The sequence below is a fragment of the Pyxidicoccus fallax genome (assembly GCF_012933655.1).
GTDB classification, from domain to species: domain Bacteria; phylum Myxococcota; class Myxococcia; order Myxococcales; family Myxococcaceae; genus Myxococcus; species Myxococcus fallax.
Map to the genome: position 1 here is coordinate 20,624 of NZ_JABBJJ010000092.1, position 17,663 is coordinate 38,286.

General features: G+C 69.8%; 11 protein-coding genes and 1 pseudogene. 6 read left to right on the forward strand and 6 right to left on the reverse strand.

Annotation, left to right across the window (positions count from 1 at the left end):
* The first annotated feature begins 46 nt into the window (after window positions 1-46).
* Window positions 47-715 carry an SDR family oxidoreductase gene (locus tag HG543_RS20610; RefSeq protein ID WP_169346524.1) on the forward strand — a complete coding sequence of 223 codons (669 nt, stop codon included), beginning with the start codon at window positions 47-49 and terminating at the stop codon, window positions 713-715.
* Window positions 715-1,491 carry an SDR family NAD(P)-dependent oxidoreductase gene (locus HG543_RS20615; RefSeq protein ID WP_169346525.1) on the forward strand — a complete coding sequence of 259 codons (777 nt, stop codon included), beginning with the start codon at window positions 715-717 and terminating at the stop codon, window positions 1,489-1,491. Before HG543_RS20610 ends, HG543_RS20615 begins: the two co-directional genes overlap by 1 nt.
* Window positions 1,492-1,541: 50 nt before the next feature.
* Here the strand turns inward: HG543_RS20615 and HG543_RS20620 are convergent, their stop codons facing one another.
* A complete protein-coding gene (locus HG543_RS20620; RefSeq protein WP_169346526.1) occupies window positions 1,542-1,997 on the reverse strand; it encodes a hypothetical protein in 456 nt (151 codons plus the stop codon).
* A gap of 317 nt (window positions 1,998-2,314) precedes the next feature.
* On the opposite strand from HG543_RS20620, the gene HG543_RS20625 reads away from it, so the two are divergent.
* Complete coding sequence (locus HG543_RS20625; protein WP_169346527.1) at window positions 2,315-6,334, forward strand: pre-peptidase C-terminal domain-containing protein; 4,020 nt, start codon at window positions 2,315-2,317, stop codon at window positions 6,332-6,334.
* Between the two features lie 73 nt (window positions 6,335-6,407).
* On the opposite strand, the gene HG543_RS20630 is transcribed toward HG543_RS20625, so the two are convergent.
* Window positions 6,408-7,724, reverse strand: a complete 1,317-nt coding sequence (locus HG543_RS20630; protein WP_169346528.1) for a hypothetical protein — start codon at window positions 7,722-7,724, stop codon at window positions 6,408-6,410.
* Window positions 7,725-8,023: 299 nt separating this feature from the next.
* Between HG543_RS20630 and HG543_RS20635 the strand changes: the two genes are divergently transcribed.
* Window positions 8,024-9,541: an alpha/beta fold hydrolase gene (locus tag HG543_RS20635; RefSeq protein WP_211194052.1), complete on the forward strand. Its 1,518-nt coding sequence runs from the start codon at window positions 8,024-8,026 to the stop codon at window positions 9,539-9,541.
* A 12-nt stretch (window positions 9,542-9,553) separates the two neighbouring features.
* Here the strand turns inward: HG543_RS20635 and HG543_RS20640 are convergent, their stop codons facing one another.
* Entirely contained in the window at window positions 9,554-9,865 is a 312-nt protein-coding gene (locus HG543_RS20640) for a putative quinol monooxygenase (RefSeq protein WP_343073404.1), read from the reverse strand.
* A 76-nt stretch (window positions 9,866-9,941) separates the two neighbouring features.
* Between HG543_RS20640 and HG543_RS56370 the strand changes: the two genes are divergently transcribed.
* Window positions 9,942-10,709, forward strand: a complete 768-nt coding sequence (locus HG543_RS56370; protein WP_169346530.1) for a helix-turn-helix domain-containing protein — start codon at window positions 9,942-9,944, stop codon at window positions 10,707-10,709.
* A gap of 4 nt (window positions 10,710-10,713) precedes the next feature.
* Here the strand turns inward: HG543_RS56370 and HG543_RS20650 are convergent, their stop codons facing one another.
* The 3 genes from HG543_RS20650 to HG543_RS20660 form a co-directional block, all read right to left on the reverse strand.
* The gene (locus HG543_RS20650; protein ID WP_169346531.1) at window positions 10,714-11,223 is read right to left on the reverse strand and encodes a DUF1993 domain-containing protein; all 510 of its coding nucleotides are present in this window, start codon (window positions 11,221-11,223) and stop codon (window positions 10,714-10,716) included.
* A 91-nt stretch (window positions 11,224-11,314) separates the two neighbouring features.
* Window positions 11,315-15,316 (reverse strand): coiled-coil domain-containing protein, encoded by a 4,002-nt coding sequence (locus HG543_RS20655; protein WP_169346532.1) that lies wholly within the window; start codon window positions 15,314-15,316, stop codon window positions 11,315-11,317.
* 326 nt (window positions 15,317-15,642) lie between these two features.
* Window positions 15,643-16,563, reverse strand: a complete 921-nt coding sequence (locus HG543_RS20660) for a type VI immunity family protein (RefSeq protein WP_246357181.1) — start codon at window positions 16,561-16,563, stop codon at window positions 15,643-15,645.
* Between the two features lie 914 nt (window positions 16,564-17,477).
* Here HG543_RS20660 and HG543_RS54535 point away from each other — a divergent pair.
* Window positions 17,478-17,663: pseudogene (locus tag HG543_RS54535) on the forward strand (hypothetical protein); the annotation flags it as partial.

A 17,663-nucleotide genomic window follows, 5' to 3' on the forward strand; every position in this document is an offset into this window, starting at 1 on the left:
CGATTGCTCCTGGTAGCGGCGCGGAACGGCCTGTATCTCTCCTGACATGAACAGTCGGAATGCAATCGTCGTGGGTGGGACGGGCAACATCGGCACGGCCGTCACGCGCAGACTGCGCGCGGAGGGCCTGCGCGTCGTCTGTGCCTCGGAGGATGTGACGCAGGAGTCGTCCGAGTCGATGCGGGTGGACGTCACGGACGAGGCCTCCGTGAAGTCGCTGTTCGACAGGGCGGCCGCGGCGGGCCCCCTCTCGCTGCTGGTCAACTGTTCGGGCTTTGGAAGCTTCACCCCCATCGAGGAGACCTCGCTTCAGGACTGGCGAAAGACCCTCGACGTGAACCTGACCGGCACGTTCCTGTGCGCGCGCGAGGCGTTCAAGCGGATGAAGGCGCACGGCGGCGGGAGAATCATCCACATCGGCTCCGTGAGCGACCACCTCACCCTGCCCATGAATGGGTCCTATGCCGCCTCCAAGCATGGCGTCCGGGGGCTCACGGGTGTCTTGAACGAGGAGGGAAAGGCCCACGCCATCCGGGCCACGCTCCTCTCGTTGGGGGCCGTGTACACGGCCTTCTGGAAGTCGCGCCCGGAGTTCAGCCCCGCCGACATGCTGTCCGTGGACGATGTGGCCGAGTGCATCTGGGAGATTGCCCGCAAGCCCCTGCACATCCGCGTCGATGAGCTCCGCCTCGTTCCCCCCAAGGGAGTCCTCTGATGGAACGGCCAACGGGTGCGAACCTGGCGCTCGTCACCGGAGCCAGCCGGGGGATTGGCGCGGCCATCGCCGACGTCCTCGCGGAGAACGGGTTCCGCGTGGTCCTGCTGGCGCGTGACGCGGAGGCCCTGGCCCGGCAGGAGAAGAAGCTGCGCGCCTCCGGTGCCCAGGCGTGGTCGTTCGTGTGTGACCTCTCGGACGAGGCCGCGGTGAACGCGACGCTCGCCCGGATGGAGGCCACCGTGGGGGTCCCCGGCGTCATCGTGAACAACGCCGGTTACGGCGGGCCCTTCCATCGCGCCGATGAGGTCTCCAAGGCCGAGTGGGATGCCTTGTTCGGCGTGAACGTGGACGCCGTCTACCATCTCTGCCGGTGGGCCCTCCCCCGCATGAAGGCGGCCGGGTTCGGGAGAATCGTCAACATCTCCTCCTCCCTCGGGTTGTTCGGTGGGGCGCTCTCCTCCACCTACGCGGCCACCAAGCACGCCCTGGTCGGCTATTCCAAGTCCATCGCCGCCGAGTGGGGTGCGCATGGCATCACCTGCAACGCCATCTGCCCCGGCTATATCGACACGGAGATGTTGGCGAAGGCAGACCCCGCGTTCCGCAAGGAATTGCTGCGGAGGATTCCCGCCGGAAGGTTCGCCACTCCCGACGAGGTGGCCCGCATGGTGGCCTTCGTCGCGGGGCCTTCCGGTGGCTACATCAATGGCACGACGCTGGTGATTGATGGGGGCTTGTCAGCCCACCTCGCCAACGACCTGCCTTCGTTCTGAGGTGCCTGCGGACAACGACTCGGCTCCGCGCTCGAAGGTCGGCGTGCCGCTCAACGCCTCCGGGTAAAGGCCCGACTGTAGTTCCAGTTGTCGGCGTCCCACTCGCAGTCCTCGGGGCGCAGCAGGTGGAACTGCCCGTCGCGCCGGTAGACGCACCAGGCCTCCTGCCCGATGCGGAGGGTGGCCGCGTACGAGGCCATCGGGTCCCAGTGCCCCTGGGCATTGCCGTATTCGAAGCTGCCATCCGCGTTCAGTACCAGGGTGCCGCGCCGGGAGTCCCAGGTGCCGGTCAGCTCCCCCAGGCCGAACTCGGGAGAGTAGTCGTAGATGGGAGACTTCCACCGGCGCGTCTCCCGCCAGGCCGCCAGCAGCAGCACCGCCTGGATGACCATGATGACCAGCAGCGGGACAAGTTTGCGCACCTGGCCCTTCGTCCCGCGACCGAATGTCACGATGGCCGTCACCAGCATGACCGGAAGCCACAGGAAGGCGATGAGGCAGAGCAAGCCGGCTCCTCGTCGCTCCAGGGAAGGAGGTCCGGAGCGCGGGTGAAGTGATTGCAATGCCCACGCCACCCCGGCGTGGCCCCTGCTGGCGCCCATCGCTGAGACTGTCTCTGTCTTGCTTTCTCACGCGCCAGGGAAGAGAACCTCGCGGGTCCTCCACCCGAGTGACCGCGCACCAGGAATCGGTTTGGTGCGATGCGACATCTCACGGCTCGGTCCGTTCTTCGGTATCGGTAACAGATGTCATCCGATTACCTGGAACAGGGGCTTCACGGGACTGGCCTCCCCGCGAAGCCCCGTTACGACCCGAGACCCCCGTGAATCGTCGTCATCTCATCCCCCTGCTCGCGGGAGCGCTGCTCCTGCTGAGCGCCTGTGATGCTCGTGGGCCGCAGGACCCGAGCGCCGCGTCTGTCGATGGCAGCGCCAGCGAGCTGGTGAATGGAGTGCTCACCCCCAACAGCCCCGTCAGCTTCCTCGCGGCTCCCGCGGGGCACCAGCTCCTCTACACGATGTCCGTTCCCGCCGAGCAGAACACGGTGACCTTCACCACCACCGGCGGCACCGGCAACGCGGACATGTTCGTCTCCTTCGACGGCACTCCCACGCCCGCCAACGCCCACTGCGCATCGACCCAGGCCGGCAGCGTGGAGACCTGCACCCTCTCCGGCCGCCGGACCGCGGGAACGTGGTACGTGCTCCTCTCCGCGACGACCTCCTTCTCCAATGTCACGCTCACGGGGAAGTACTCCTCGACGGGCACGAGCGCCTTTCCCGTCCGGGCGCTCACCAATGGCGTGCCGCTGACCCTGAGCTCCGGCCTGCTGGGCGAGTGGCGGACCTGGACCGTGGCGGTTCCCACCGGGCAGGCCGGGCTGCGCGTCGACGTGTCCGGAGGCACCGGCGACGTGGAGCTCTTCATCCGTCAAGGCAGCGCGCCCACCCTCACCGCCCATGACTGCCGCTCGGGCAATACCGGCACCACCCAGAGCTGCCAGGTGAGCTCGTCCCAGGCGGGCACGTGGTACGTCATGCTGCGCGGGTACACGGCGTTCAGCAACGTGACGCTGACGGCCAACATCGTCCCCCACGTCACCCCGCTCCAGAATGGAAGGACGGTCGCGAACCTGTCGGGCGCCGCGGACACCCGGCTGTACTACAGCCTCTCCGTCCCGGCCGGGCAGGGTCGGCTCCAGGTCACCCTGTCGGGGGGCACGGGCGACGCGGACCTCTACGTGAGGCGGGCGGCCCTCCCCACCACGGTCGCCTACGACTGCCGCCCCTACACCGGCGGCAACAACGAGACGTGCACGGTGACGAGCCCCGCGGCGGACACGTACAACATCATGATTCGTGGCAGCTCGGCGTTCAGCGGCGTCACCCTGCTCGCGACGACGGTGACCGACGGCCTCGCGGGAATCCCCCTCGTCAACGGACAGCCCACGCTGAGCCTCGGTAGCGCCGATGGCAGCCCGTCCCTGTTCCGGCTGGAGGTTCCCGCCAGCACCGCGAAGCTCGTCTTCGAGGTCCCCTCCGGCACCACGGGCGACTACGCGATGTACGTGAAGCACGGGAGCGCGCCGACCACCACCAGCTACGACTGCACGAGGGGCAGCACCTCCGGCGGCAGCGCCACCTGCACCTTCACCGAGCCCCAGGCCGGTGTCTGGTATGTCCTGCTCAAGGCCGCGGCCCCGGAGAATGTCTTCAGCAACCTCACGCTGGTGGGCCGGTACTCGGGCGTGGTGCGGTACCTGGTGCTGGAGAGATACCAGCCCGTGACGGGCATCTCGGTGAGCGGCGACGACCTCCTCTACGCCACTTTGGAGGTTCCGCTGGGGCAGAAGCGGATGGCCATCTGGGTCGATGGCGGTACGGGCTACGGGTGGGTCCACGCCCGGTTCGGTAGCAAGCCCACGGAGACGAGCTACACCTGCAGGGCCACCACCCCCAATGCCTGCTACATCGAGAACCCGCAGCAGGGCACGTGGCACTTCCTGGTGAAGGGCAGCAGCAGCTCGCCGCTCGTGGGGCACACGCTGACCGCCGGCTACAACCTGTCCATTCCCTCGACGCGGACGCTGGTCAACGGCGAGCCCATCACCGGGCTGTCCGGCACGCCGCTGGACGTGCGGACCTTCGCGCTCGAGGTGCCTCCGAATCAGGCCCGGCTCCAGATTGCCGCGTCGGGCGGCACTGGCGCCGTGATGATGCGCGCGAGGCTCGGTGCCCATCCGACGACGAGCACCTACGCCTGTGCCGTCTCCTGCGACATCTTCCGCCCCGGCGCGGGCACCTGGTACGTGAGCATCTGGGGCACGTCGGCCTACTCGGAGGCCTCGGTCGTGGCGACGTACACGGCGCCCACGCCCCTGGAGAACTTCTGGGAGTCTCCCGACATCCCCAACCAGCCCACCTGGGCCTTCTTCAGCTTCGAGGTCCCCGCCGGAAGGACCGGGCTGAGCTTCACCACCGGGGGCTACGCCGCCACCAATCTCTACGTGAAGCGAGGCGCCCTGCCATCACCGACGGACAACGACTGCGCTTCCGCGCACGCTGGCAGCGCGTACGAGCGTTGCGACTTCTTCGACCCGCAGGAGGGCACCTGGTACGCGCTCGTGGAGATTGCCTCGCCGGGGCCCGGCGGCTTCCACAACGCCATCGTGACCGCCGTGCACTCGGAGACCGGACCGATTGCGACCGTCGCCGACAGCCAGCCCATCCGCGTCTCGGGCGCTCGCAACAGCTTCCAGACGTACCAGATGGAAGTGCCCGAGGGGCAGGCCTACCTCCTGGCGGAGGTGCTCGACAGCGGGAAGTACGCGTGGTCGGGCGGCGAGCTGTGGATTCAGCACGAGGCCTTCCCGACGTACTTCTCGCACCAGTGCAAGGCCTTGAAGGTCTGTGAGATTCCCACGCCCGCGGCGGGCACCTGGTACATCACCGTCCGAGGCAACGGCGCCTTCGACGGCGCGCTCCGCGTCACCACCCGGAACAAGGACCTGCGCCCGCTGGTCAGCGGCATTCCGGAGTACCCGCTCGCGGGTGCCCAGGGCGCGATGACGTACTGGCGGCTGGAGGTGCCCGCGGGCGCCAGTGACTTGAACTTCCGGTTGACGGTGCCGGATGCGGCCAGGAACGCGGTCCTCTTCGTGCGCCATGGCGCCAGGCCTGGCGAGTACACGTACGACTGCAAGCGGCTGGCCCACGGTGGGTTGGAAGGGAACTGCAACGTCGTCCAGCCCGCCGCCGGCACCTGGTACGTGGCGGTGAAGGAGCTGGACGCGGACTCCGGTGCCCGGTTGACGGCGACGTACGCCATGACGCCGGCGGAAGGCATTCCCGAGTTCCTGCCCCACGGTGCCCTCACCGGCCTGTCGGGAGCGGAGGGCTCGGAGAAGACCTGGAGGATGGAGGTGCCGGCCGGACAGAGCCTGCTGTGGTTCGCGACGTCGGAGGGCTGGGGAAGCGCGACCCTCCGGGTGAAAGTCGACGGCAGGCCCGTCAGCAGCGCGACGCTGGACTGCTCGACCTCCGCCTCCACGAAGGGGAAGGTGTGTGTCGTCCCCAACCCGAGGGCGGGGACCTGGTTCGTGATGCTCACCGGGGTGAACGCGTACCGGAACCTCACGCTGAACGGGGGGTACTTCGATGCGGCGACCGTGACACCCCTCACCAACGGCGTGCCCATGCCGGCCCTTCGCATCCAGGAGCGCAGCCCGCGAATCTTCAAGTTGGAGGTGCCCGCCGGCCAGGAGGTGCTGACGTTCGACGTGGACGCCATCGAGGAGTCCGCGGGACGCATCCAGGCCCACATCGCGCGGGGGGCGCTGCCCACCGACACGAGCACTTCCTGCTCGGAGCCCACGCCCGGAGCCCTGCGCTGCCAGGTGCTCTCTCCCGAAGCGGGGACCTGGTACCTCCGCGTGAGGCCCAGCCCGAGCCATTCGTATGGCTTCAACGATGTCCGGCTGACGGGCTTCCATGGTCCCGCGGCCGCCGCCGGCATCCCCGTGCTCCTGCCCGGAGACCTGTGGCGGGGGGTGTCCGGCTCGTCGACCACCGTCCGGACCTACAAGTTCATGGTTCCCGAAGGACGCGAGCAGCTCGAGGTGAGGCTCGGAACCGACGGCTTCCCCGCCTACGGCATCGTCACCGTCGCCGCCAGGAGGGGGAGCCCGCCGACGGCCACCGAGCGGGACTGCGTCTCGACGCCAGGGACCCAGACGCGCTGCGGGGTCTGGAGGCCCGAGCCGGGCCTCTGGTACGTCAGCGTGAGTCCCACCGAGGGGAACGGCGGGTACCACGACATGTGGCTCGTGCCCGAGGTCCGGTAGGGATTGCCCGCGCCGCTGCCGTCCTCGCGGCGGCGGCGTGGACGGCACGGCCTTCTGAGATGGGCGCCCCGGCTCACCACTCCGAGCGCGACCAGAGCAGGTCGGCCCACGTGCTCCCGAAGGCGTCGGTCCCCGAGGTCTCGAGGACGTGACCGAAGCATGTATCGGTGACGAGCACCGAGGCCACCGAGGCGCCGGAAGTCCAGCGGGCTTCGCCCGCGGTAATCTGGACCCGCTCGACTCCCAGTTCGTAGGCGAAGCCATTCCCCAAGACCACGAGCGCGTTGCTCTGGCCGTTCACCGGCATGGGCTCCGAACCGGTGCAGCCGGTGAGCGCATGGCAACGCCGGCTGGCTTGCAGCTCGGTGGCCGAACGAGACAGGCGCGTCTGGCCGGGCGTGAACTTCGCGGCGATGGCGCTGTTGGCAATCGGGGTCCCCGTGCAGGTGGCGGAGTCCACTTCGAACACCGGCCCGGGCGCCCGCGTGGCCGGCTTGACCGAGAGCCGGGCGAGCTCGAACTCCTCGAGGACCGAGCCGTCACCCAGGTTCGTTCGCGAGACCGTCGACGCGAACGAGACGCAGGCGTCTCCATCCGACTGTAGCGTCATCCTCATCCGGAAGGGACGCGAGGCGACACTCTTGAGGATGAGCTGGCCGTCCGTGACGGTCAGCGAGAGGGCCTTCAAGAGCGTGCCCGCGTCGTCCTCGTGGCGCAGCTCGAGGCGACCCTCGGAACGCAGTCCCAGGCTGACCTGGTAGTCCGGCTGCACGTCGTTCGCCAGCCAGCTCCACTCCGTGCAGCCGGTCACGGAGTTGCAGCGGCGCGTCGTCCGGCGCGTCAGCAGCGCCGAGAGGGTCCCGTTCCAATTCCGCCCGTTGACCAGCTTGAGCGAGCCGTAGCCTTGCGGAACGAACGCGAGGAACTGCTCGGCCGTGAGCGGCTCCCCCTGGCACTCGTAGACCGCGCTGGGGCGCGAGGGGTCGTCGAGCTCTGGGAATGTGGTGCTGTTCGTCCCGGCATCGCTGGTGCCGCCATCCGTCGCTCGACGGCCGCACTCGGTGTCGAGCGGACAGCTCACGACGCCACAGCAGTCACGGTCATTGCAGTCCGCCCAGCTGTCGCCGTCGTTGCTGCATCCATCGGTGCAGGCCGCCGGGCTGTTCTCGGGGCGCGCCACGCAGACGCCCGCGTCGTCGCTGGGCTGCGTACCGCCATCCTCCACGGAGCTGCCGCCGTCGGAGGAGCTGCCGCCGTCGGCCGCGACACCCGCATCGGCGTGGGTGCCGGCATCACTGCTGGTTCCGGCGTCCGGGCGCTCATCCTTCGTTTCGCCACACGAGGTGACCAGGATGGCGACAACGACCGCTGTCAGACTGAAGCGCCTCATATGACCCGTTCTCCCGCGCCTCGTTCGTTCCAAGGGCCCGAAGAGCGCGCATCTAGGACTCTCCGCGCGAACGTGCGCCAGGTCCTGTGGGACCTGCTCACCTAGCACGCGTGAACCCGATTTCACAACCCACGGCCGAGCCGGCGAGGGTCTCCGCCGGCACACCGGGCCCGGGCCCGCAAGCATCTTTGGACCCGGGTCGTCCCACCTCCGATGATGACCGTCTTCACACCCCGGTCGGGGAACCGGCCGGTCATCCACGCGAGACGACCATGGCTTGGAGTGCGAGAACGGGATGGATGGCGGCAGGGCTCTGCCTGGCGATGGGGCCGAGTGCTCCTTCGCTGGCACAGGAGGACGCCGCGGAGCGGCGGAGGAACGAGCCCATCGTCTGGAGCCCGTGCCCGGAGTCCTACGAGGGCGCGGAGTGCACCACGGTGGCGCTGCCGCTGGACCACCACCGCCCCAGGGGAGAGACGCTCCCCCTCTTCGTCGCGCGCAAGCTGTCCGGCGTCCCCAACGCGCCCCAGTTGTGGATTCTCGACGGGGGCCCGGGCGGCTCGGGGCAGACGCTGTACCTCGGGCGGGCGGCGCAGCTCGCGGCGATGATGCCGGGAGTGGACCTCTACTTCCCCGCCCACCGCGGCACCGGGAACTCGGCCGGACTCACCTGCGCGGGGGAGGCGCTGGAAAGTCCGAATGGCGGCGAGCTGTCGCCGGAGGAGTGGCCGGACTGCCTCGCCGAGGTGCGAGCGCGCTGGGGCGAGAAGCTCGCCCACTTCAACGTGACGCAGGCGGCGATGGACCTCGGTACGCTCATCGAGCGCGTCCGGGGGCGCAACCAACGAGTCTTCCTCTACGGCCTGTCCTACGGAACCTACTGGGCGTGGCGCTACCTGGAGTTCTTTCCCCACCAGGCGGATGGCGTCATCCAGGACTCGGTGGTGTCTCCTGTAGAGGTCTTCCAGTCCCGGTCGGACCTCGAGTTCGACCCCGCCGCCCGGGGCTATGCGGCGCTGTGCGCCCAGGACGCGGACTGCCGCGCGCGGCTGGGACCGGACCCGTGGGCGCGGCTGCAGTCCATCTCCTCGATGGTGGCACGGGGCCATTGCGCCGAGGCGGGCTTCACCCCCTCGCTGCTGCGCCGGTCGCTCGCGGGGCTGTTCATGACCTGGCGCACGCGAGTCTTCTCGCTGGCCATCCCCTACCGCCTGGAGCGCTGCGAGCCCGCGGACGTCCAGGCGCTGCGGAACTTCCTTCGCATCTACTTCGAGCCCTTCGAGCTCTACGGCTTCTCCCATGTGCTGGAGGCCAACATCAGCTTCTCCGAGCTGTGGGAGTCACCCGCCCCGAGCCCCGCCACCCTGCGCCAGCGCGCCGAGTCCGCCCTCTTCAGCCTGGACTGGGGAGTGGACCGGGCCGACATCTCGGCGCAGTGGCCGACGTACTCCAGCCGCTACGCGACGCGGTGGCCCCGGGTGAAGGTGCCGCTGCTGATGATGAACGGCACCCTGGACCCGATGACGACCCACGAATCCGCGGTCGTCGCGACGCGGCACTACCGGGCGCCGAATCAGACCTTCGTCACCTTCCCCCGCGTGGGGCACAGCGTCGGGTTCAACTCGCCCACCACGCTGCCGGGCAGCCCCGAGTGCGGGCTCCTGGTCGCGGCGAGCTTCATCCAGAATCCCCACGCTCCGCCGGACACCTCCTGCCTCGCGGCGATGCAGCCGGTGCCCTTCGAGAATCGCTCCAGGGCGCGCGGCTTCTTCGGCGCCGCCTACACCAGTGCCTGGGACAACCCCGGGGTGCCCTGAGGACGCCGGGCATCAGGGCGCGGGGCGCGGGCGGCTCCATGCGCTGTCCACGCGGTAGTGCTTCATCTCCTGGATGTCCGAGACGAAGGGTTTGACGAGCGCGAAGAACTGCCGAAAGGAGAGGCTGCCGCGGAACCCCTGGAGATGCCCCTCGATGGAGTCCCACTCGATTCGGACGATGAAGTGGTGGGGCTCCTCGGTCCCCTGGCTCACCTCGTAGCGCAGGCAGTTGGGGGAAGCGCGCAGGTGCTCCCCCGCGGCCCGGTAGGCTTCGAGGAACGCCTCCGCGCGCGCGGGAGGAATGTCATAGCGGATGTACTCCACGACCAAGGTCTTCTCCTTTTGAAAGCGGCCCTGGGGCCGCATGGCCGTGACACTGTAAGGACGGAGGCGGACGCTGGTGGTCCTCTTCGGGGGACAAGCGCACCAGTTGCTCTCCGCGCGGGCGGCCCCGGCCACTCCCCTCGAGCAGCTCCTCTCGCGGCACCCGCCGGTGGCGGGGGTTCATCACGTCGGAGGAAGAGGCGCGCTGTCCCGCCTGGTGTGCGGCAAGTTCGCCGTGGAGGGTGAGCAGGGCATCCGCATGCTGCGCGGGCTCCCCAGCCTCGTGTACCTGGGGCGCGACAAGCGGGCCTCCCTTCCCGCGCTTCGCACGCTGCTGGACGCCCTCGCGCACGAGGCAGCCTCCTCGGCCCCGGGTGCCGCCACGGCGGCCGCGCGAATCACCGAGGCGCTCTTCGTCCAGGTGCTGCGCTCACTGCTGCTGGACGCGGGACAGGACGCTCCCGGGTGGCTGGCGGGGCTGCGCGAGCCTCGCCTGGCCGAGGCGCTTCATCTGCTCCACATGGACCCGGCACGCGCGTGGTCCGTCGAGGAGCTGGCCTCGCGGGTGGGGATGTCCCGCACGCGCTTCGCGCTGCTCTTCCAGGAGCGCATCGGGCAGCCCCCGGTGGCCTACCTCGCGCAGCTCCGCCTGGAGCTGGTCGCGCAGCGCCTGCGAAATGGCGAGGAGTCCATCGCCGAAATCGCGCATGCGGTGGGCTTCGAGAGCCAGTCCGGTCTGAGCCGGGCGTTCCGCCGGCGCTTCGGCCAGACGCCGTCGGACTTCCGCAGGGCCGCTCGCGGTCCCCTGGACGAGGCCCGCGAGGTGATGGCCGAGAAGGCCTGACGGCTCACCGCCCGCCGAGGTAGTCCGCCTTGCCCAGGTCCACGCCGTTGTGGCGCAGCAGCGCGTACGCGGTCGTCACGTGGAAGAAGAAGTTCGGCAGGGCGAAGTGCTTCAGGTAGTGCTCTCCGGTGAACCGCATCGGTTCCTGGTCGCGCCGCGGCACGCTGACCTGCTTGTCCTCGGTGCCGTCCAGCTTCTCGCGCGGGACCGACTCCAGGTAGGCCAGGGTCTTCGCGATGCGCTCCTCGAGTTCGGACAGCGTGGCCTCGGTGTCCTCGAAGCGGGGCGCGTCCACCCCGGAAAGGCGCGCCACACAGAGCTTGGCCGAGTCACAGGCAATCTGCACCTGGCTCTTGAAGGGCAGCATGTCGGGCGCGAGCCGCGTCGTCACCAGCACGTTGGGGTCGAACTTCTTCGCCTCCGCGTGTGCCCGGGCCTTGCCGAGACACTTCGAGAGGTTGCCGAGCATCGTCACGAAAATCGGCACGCTGGCCGAGGACATGGAAATCGCCATGGAAGGGCTCCGGATGGGGAGCCCTGGTCTAACCCGTGGCGGCGGTCGGTGCACGGTTCTTGGCGCCCGCGCACGCGGCGGTATCGCCGGGTCACCAGCTGGAGCTGCGGAAGCCCGAGCCGCTGCCCGACGACGATGACGACGACGACGACGAATCATCGTCGTCGCTGCTGCTCCAGGACGAGCGGGTGCTCCGGGGCTCGGCGGCCTCCCTCCGGCGCCTTTCTTCCTCCTCTCGTCGCCGCCGCTCCGCCTCCTGCCGCCGGCGCTCGGCTTCGCGTCGCTCCTCTTCCTCGCGGCGGAGCCGGTCCTCCTCCCACTCGGCTTCCCGGATGGCATCCAGCGCGGACCGCTCGGCCGAGCGCGCGGCCTGCTCCGCCGCCGGATAGTGCCCCTGCTGCAAGGCCGCGCGAGCATCGGAGAGCTGCGGCGCCCCGGGCCTCCCGATGATGCGCACGCCGTATCCGCCCGACCAGTGGTCGGCGCGCTGCACGGCGCGGGTCGCGTCCTGGATGGCATCCACGGCGCGCTCGGCCGCCTTGAGCTCTCCTCTCAGCGTGGTGGCCGCGGTCTCCGATCGCGACTCGATGCGACTGGCCTCCGCGTCCACCTCGTTCCAGTCCCCGTGAGCGCCGTCCAGCGCCCGTGCCGCCGTGGCGAGCGCACGGCCCAGGTCCTCCACCGTCCGCCGGGCGCGGGCCGTCTCCTGGCTGTCGGGCACTGCGTCGTTGGCGGCGCGCTTCGCGAGCGACTCGGCCTTCTTCAGCTCGGCCTTCGCGGACGCGAGACGCTCCCCTGCCCTCGCGTGCAGCTCGCGGTCGGACGCCACGCATTGCTGGACGTGGGTGAGCGCCAGGGTCGCCGCGGTGAGCCGCTCGGCCGCGGTGAAGGGCTCGGAGGGACGGGCCACCACCGCCTCCCGCGCTGCCTGAAGCAGGAGCCCGGCCTTCGCGAGCGCCGCCTGCGTGGGCGCCATGGCGCGCGGGTCGGCCACCTCGGTGGCGCAGGCGGTGGCCAACAGCTCGGTGGCCGTGAGCACCCGCGCGTTCGCCGCCTCGGCGGCCTCGAGCTGCCGGACCTTCTCCCCCAGCTCGTCCAGGCGGTGAGCGACGAGAGCGTGGTGTCCCTCCACCTGGCGCAGCAGCTCGGCGGTGGCGAGCAGCCGCGCGGCGTCGAAGGCGGCATCCGCCTCGCGGAGCAATTCCGCCGCCTGCTTCCGGTGCGAGGCCGCCTCGTCCAGGTTGTCCCCCACGGTGCCGTTCGCGTTCGGGTGGACGGGGTCTCCCGCGCGCAGGCGCAGCGCCGAAGGCTGGTAGCGCCGCGTCAGGTCGCCCAGCAGCGCCTCCCGCTCCGCCGCGAGCCGCTCCAGCCGCCGCGCCTCGGTCCGACAGGCCTCGCGCCGAGGGGTGAAGCGCGCCAGGGCCTCGCGGCTGTGGGCGAGCACGGCATCCACCTCGGACACCCGCGCCAGCGCGGCGGTGAGCCCGGTGCGCGCCGGTTCCAGCTCCCCCTTCCCCAGCGCCTCGCGGGCCTCCGCGAGCGACCGCTCGCCCGAGTTCGCGAAGTCGGACGGATTGGAGTCCTCCTCGAGCAGCAGCGCCGAGGGCGGCTTGCCCATGGCCTGGCCCAGCTCGGTCCTCGCGGTGTCGATGGCCCTCGCCGCCCGGGTCAGCTCGGCGCGAGCCTTTCCGGCCATCGCGACCAGCGCCTCGGCTTCCGAGGCGCGCGTGCGAAGCAGCTCCAGGCCTTCGGTGAGCGACTGGATGTCGGCAGTGGCGGGCCGCTCCACCAGGGCTTCCGCCGCCGTGTTTCCCGCCTGCGTGAGCCGCTCGATGGACTGGTCCACCCAGTGGCGGGACAGCCCGGCGGCGACGAGCGCGACGCCCGCGCGCTCCGCCGTGGGCAGCACCTCCGAACGGCCGCGCCCGAGCACCGCGCGCAGGGCCCGGGTGTCCGTGCCCTGTCGCAGCCCCTCCTGGAGCGGTCCCTCGAGCGCCCCGAGCGGGTCCTGGGGCAGCAGCGCCCGTGCACGCTCGACGCACGCCTCCAGCGCGGGCGCCACGCGTCCCACGAGCGCCGGTGCCCGCAGCCCCTCCACCTCCGCCTCCTGGCCGCGCAGCTCGGCGGACAGGTCCGACAGCTGGGTGACGGCCTCCCGGGAGCGCTCCGGCGCATGCTCCAGCGAATCGAGCAGGGCGAGCGCGTTCGCGGCGCGCGTGTTGAACGCCTCGACGAGCGCCTCGAAGGACAGGGAGAACGGCTGGTAGCTGGCCAGCGGCCCGATGAGCTTCTGCGTGTCGGTGCGGCCGCCCCGGAGCACCAGCTCGACTCCCTCGTCGGGGTGGAAGACGATGGGCTGGTCGCGCAGCATGCGCGTGACGCGCGCGTACCGCTCGGTCGACAGGTGCTTCCTGACCCAGTCCAGGACTCCCGTTCCTCCCGTGAGGCAGGTGTCGGCCTCGCCCAGCACGCGCGACGCGGCGACGGACAGCAGGAACAGCTCGTCCACGTCCGAGGCGAGCTTCAGCCCCCGCTCGCGCGAGACGCCCGCATAGCGCTGCTCGATGTCCTCCCGGGAGCGGCCGGCCACGCCGTGGGTCCGGTCCAGCATCCCGAAGAGGGCCTGGGTCTTCTCGTCGATGGCGGTGCGCCACTGCGTGTAGCGCGTCAGGGCCTCGCGCCTGCGCCGGTTGCGCCGGACGCGCGCGGTGCCCAGGGCGGTGAGCAGCATCACCGAGTTCACGAACACGTTGAGCTCGCGCAGGGCGCGCTCCCCCTCGGCCTGCTGGATGCCCGCGAGGGCCACCGCGTAGGCCTCGTCGCTCTCGCGCACCCGCTCGGTGAACGCAGGCTCTCCGCGCTCGAACGCTTCAAGAGCCTTCCGCAGTGCCTCCCGCGAGGCCGCGAGGTGCGACTGGACGAGCGCCGCGTCGCGCCGCTTCCCCTCGGCGTCGAGCAGGCCCGGAAGCGCGTTCATCCGCTGCTCGCTCTGGGACAGTTTCTCCAGAACCTTCTCCAGGGCCTCCCGCCGCGCCACCGCCTCGCCGAAGCGCGCCTCCCGGTCACTCGCCATCACCTGGACGGCGGACCGGGCCAGTTCGAGCGCTTCCTGGGCGGCCTTCACCTCCGGTGGCTCGAAGCGGCGGAGGGGATGCGCCAGGAGCGATGCGAGCGCGGTCTCTTCCTGCCGGAGCCGCGTGAGGGCCGCGCGACATTCCTCCACGCCCTTGCGGGCCTCGTCGATGGCGACCCGCAGCGTCTCGTGCGCCGCCTCCGCCGGCTCGAAGCGCGCCTTGTCGGCGGGCTCGAGCAGCGTCAGCGCCTGGGTCACCTTCGCGCGAAGCCCCGCGAGGTCCGGGTTGGCCTGGGGCACGAGGAGCACGGCCCGCCCCTGGAACGTCTCGTCTCGGAGCGCGGCGATGGCGTCGAGCGCTCCCAGGAGCCCTTGCAGGCGGTCGCGCAGCGAGACGCGCCGCTGCTCCCGGGCCGCCTCCTCCTGGCTCACGATGGCGGCCAGCCGGGTGTCGATGGTGGTGATGGTGTCGCGCGCCGCATCGACGACGCGCCCACCATCACGCATGGCGGCGATGGCGGCCGCATCCAGCTGGCCCACCCACTGCTCCTCGCCGAGCCCGCGCCGGTCCTGCGCGTCCGAGCCGAAGTAGGACAGGTTCCGATCCTCCAGCGAGAGGAGGAAGATGGCGCCGTCCTGCTCGCCCGTGCGCGGGTGTCTCAGCGCGCCGAAGCGCGTGCGATTCGACAGCCCCTTGCCGAGCGCGTGCTTCACCGCCTCGATTCCCACGAAGGAGGTGCCCTCGGCGTCGGTGAAGCGCTCACCCTCGGCGCTCTGCAGCAGCACCACGGTCCAGTGAGGCGCGTTCGCCGTCAGCCACGTCTCCAGCTCACGAAGCCGAGCGTCCGACACGCCAATGTCGCCCTTGACGTAGAGGTGCTGCGACTCGGACCACACCTTCACGACGCCCACCGCGCTGCGCACGCGCTGGGGGCGGCTGCCAGCCTGGGCCGGGACGGAGAGGAAGCCGATGACCAGGACCAGCAGGACGGTCGCGACGACCGGGAGGGAGTGCTTCATTTCTGTCGGAGGGCTCCTGTCGGAAAAAGAGCCAGAGCGTAGCGGAATCCCGCCGGGCCGTGTGCCCATTGCTTCATGAGCGTGGGTGAAGAGGGGGCCCCCGGGGCCGAGGGCTCGAAGATGCGGGCTGAGGATTGAGAAGAGGTCCTTCCCCGGGCAGCTGCCTGTGTGGGGCTTATCCTCGGCGTGTTCGGGCTGCTCATGCTGACCTTCGCCGGCGGAAAGCCTGTTTGCTCCCCGCGCGTGGTCAAGATGCCCTTCCACATCAAGAATCCTGGTGCTCCTCGGGAGGATGCGACGAACCGTTGAGGCACACGGCCCGCGGCTCACTTGCAGAGTCGACGGAGCCAGTGGCGCAGGTTGTCCTTGTCCTGCGAAATCCAGCCGCTGCGCTCCTCGTAGAGGTGCGGCTCCAGCAACAACGCCAGGGCCCGGTACTGCGCCAGGTCCACCTTTCTCTCCGTGTCGATGGCATCAGGCCACTCGCCCAGCGTCAGCAGCAGCCGTTCGCCCTCCATCGGTTCGAAGGAGACCTCCGGGAAGGAGAGGCTGCCTCGCAGTGCATCGATGCCGCCAAGCTGGCCCAACAGCGGCTGCCCCAGGAACGTGAGCCAGTAGGCGCCCCTCGCCTGGGTGCCGATACTCATGCTGGTGTCGTCCAGGTAATAGAGGTCCAGGCCGAGATAGCGAGAGAGAGGCACCAGGAGTTCGCGGCGCGCCGAGTGCCAGTTTCCTCGGACGGAAACGAAGGCGAGGCTCGCGTAGCCGAAGCTGAAGGGCAACTCGCGGCCGAGCTCCAGAGCCAGTGCGCGCAGGTGGACGGGGCCACGCTCCAGCAGGTACTCGGTGGGAAACGAGAAGGTCACCCCACAGCTCAAGTTCTCGTCACGAGCGAACGCGGGGGCATCGAGTCTCCAGCCCCGATACTCGATGTTGTACCCCCCCACGCCGTCTCCCCCCTCCTCCAAGTCGACCGTCCAGGCATCGCCCCAGGGGCGTTCGAGCATCTTCTCGCGAAGATGCTCCCAGCCCTTGTCATCGAGAGGAAGGGTGTCTCCGTCCGGGCTGCCGTACCAGCCGAGCGCCCGAGGAGGAATGGCACGGCGGTACGCCTGCATGGCGCGCCATACCGCGGGGGCAATCTCTCGGTGCGGGTGACGCATGAAAAAGCAGACAACCACCCCGTCGCGGGCCACCAGATGGCCGCTGCTGTCGCGCAAGCGGATGACTGGAATGTTCTCTCTCATCTCCCCCCAAGGCTTCCTTGTAGATTTGCCCCTGCGTGTAACCCGCATAGGCACTGTTCCCGTCGTACTCCTTCCATCTTGGCTTGTTGGTTCCGGGACACGGAAACTTGAAGTCGAGCGTGAGCACGGACCGCAGGCGGTCGCCGTCGGCATGGAGTACGAGGTCCGGCTTGATGGTGCGCCACAGCTCCTTCGTGCACCCTTCCTCGAGGAGCCGAGCCTCCTCCTGCCGGCTTACCGTCTCCAACATCCTGGCGTTGGGGTAGTAGCGGTAGCGTTGCTCGATGCTGTACGGCCTGAGCCACAACTCCTCCAATACTTCGCGGGCGCATTGGAGCGCCACCGCGTGCTTGCGCTGCCCCAGCACCATGGCTCGCGTGATTCGCCCCGCGCACCCATCCACCTCCACCTCCTCGCCGCACTCCTGACGTGTCGGGGCACGGTCGCCGAAGAACTCAGCATTGACCTGGCGCTCGGCCTTCCTGGCGCAGTCCACCAGACGCTCCTCCAGTTCCCCCACCGCGTTGTCGCCCTCCAACAGCGTCAGCAGGACGGGAGCGAACTGGACGAGGACGGATGCCACGGCTGTTTGGCTGGCGGCCTGAGTCAGCGTCCCCGCCCCTCTGCCCGCGGCAGCGGCGTGGCGCAGACGGCCTGCCGTCTCCGTGTCCACGAAGCGCAACGCTCCAGGGGGCGCCCGTTGAGGGCCGCCGGCACAGGCCCCGAGCAGGATACAGGCCACCACCAGCAGCACGGACTTCCAGCACGGCGTTCGGAGAGCGGGCATGCCAAGCGTCCTGTAGCCTATCGGTGAACAGAACGGACCGCTCATCTCCCAGCGAGGCACCCTCATGCAGCCTGCACAGCTGAATCCAGCGCGCCTTCCTTTGGGAACCCAGGTAGGCCCCTGGCGGGTGCTGGAGCGTCTCGGGAGGGGAGCCCATGGCGCCGTCTACCGCGCTATTGGCGCGCAGTCGCCCTCCAGGCCCGTCGCCCTCAAGGTGGCCCTGCGCCCTGACAACGCGCGCTTCGCACGCGAGCGGGAGCTGCTCTCGCGTCTCCACCACCCCCACGTCCCCCATACTCTTATAAACATGCGA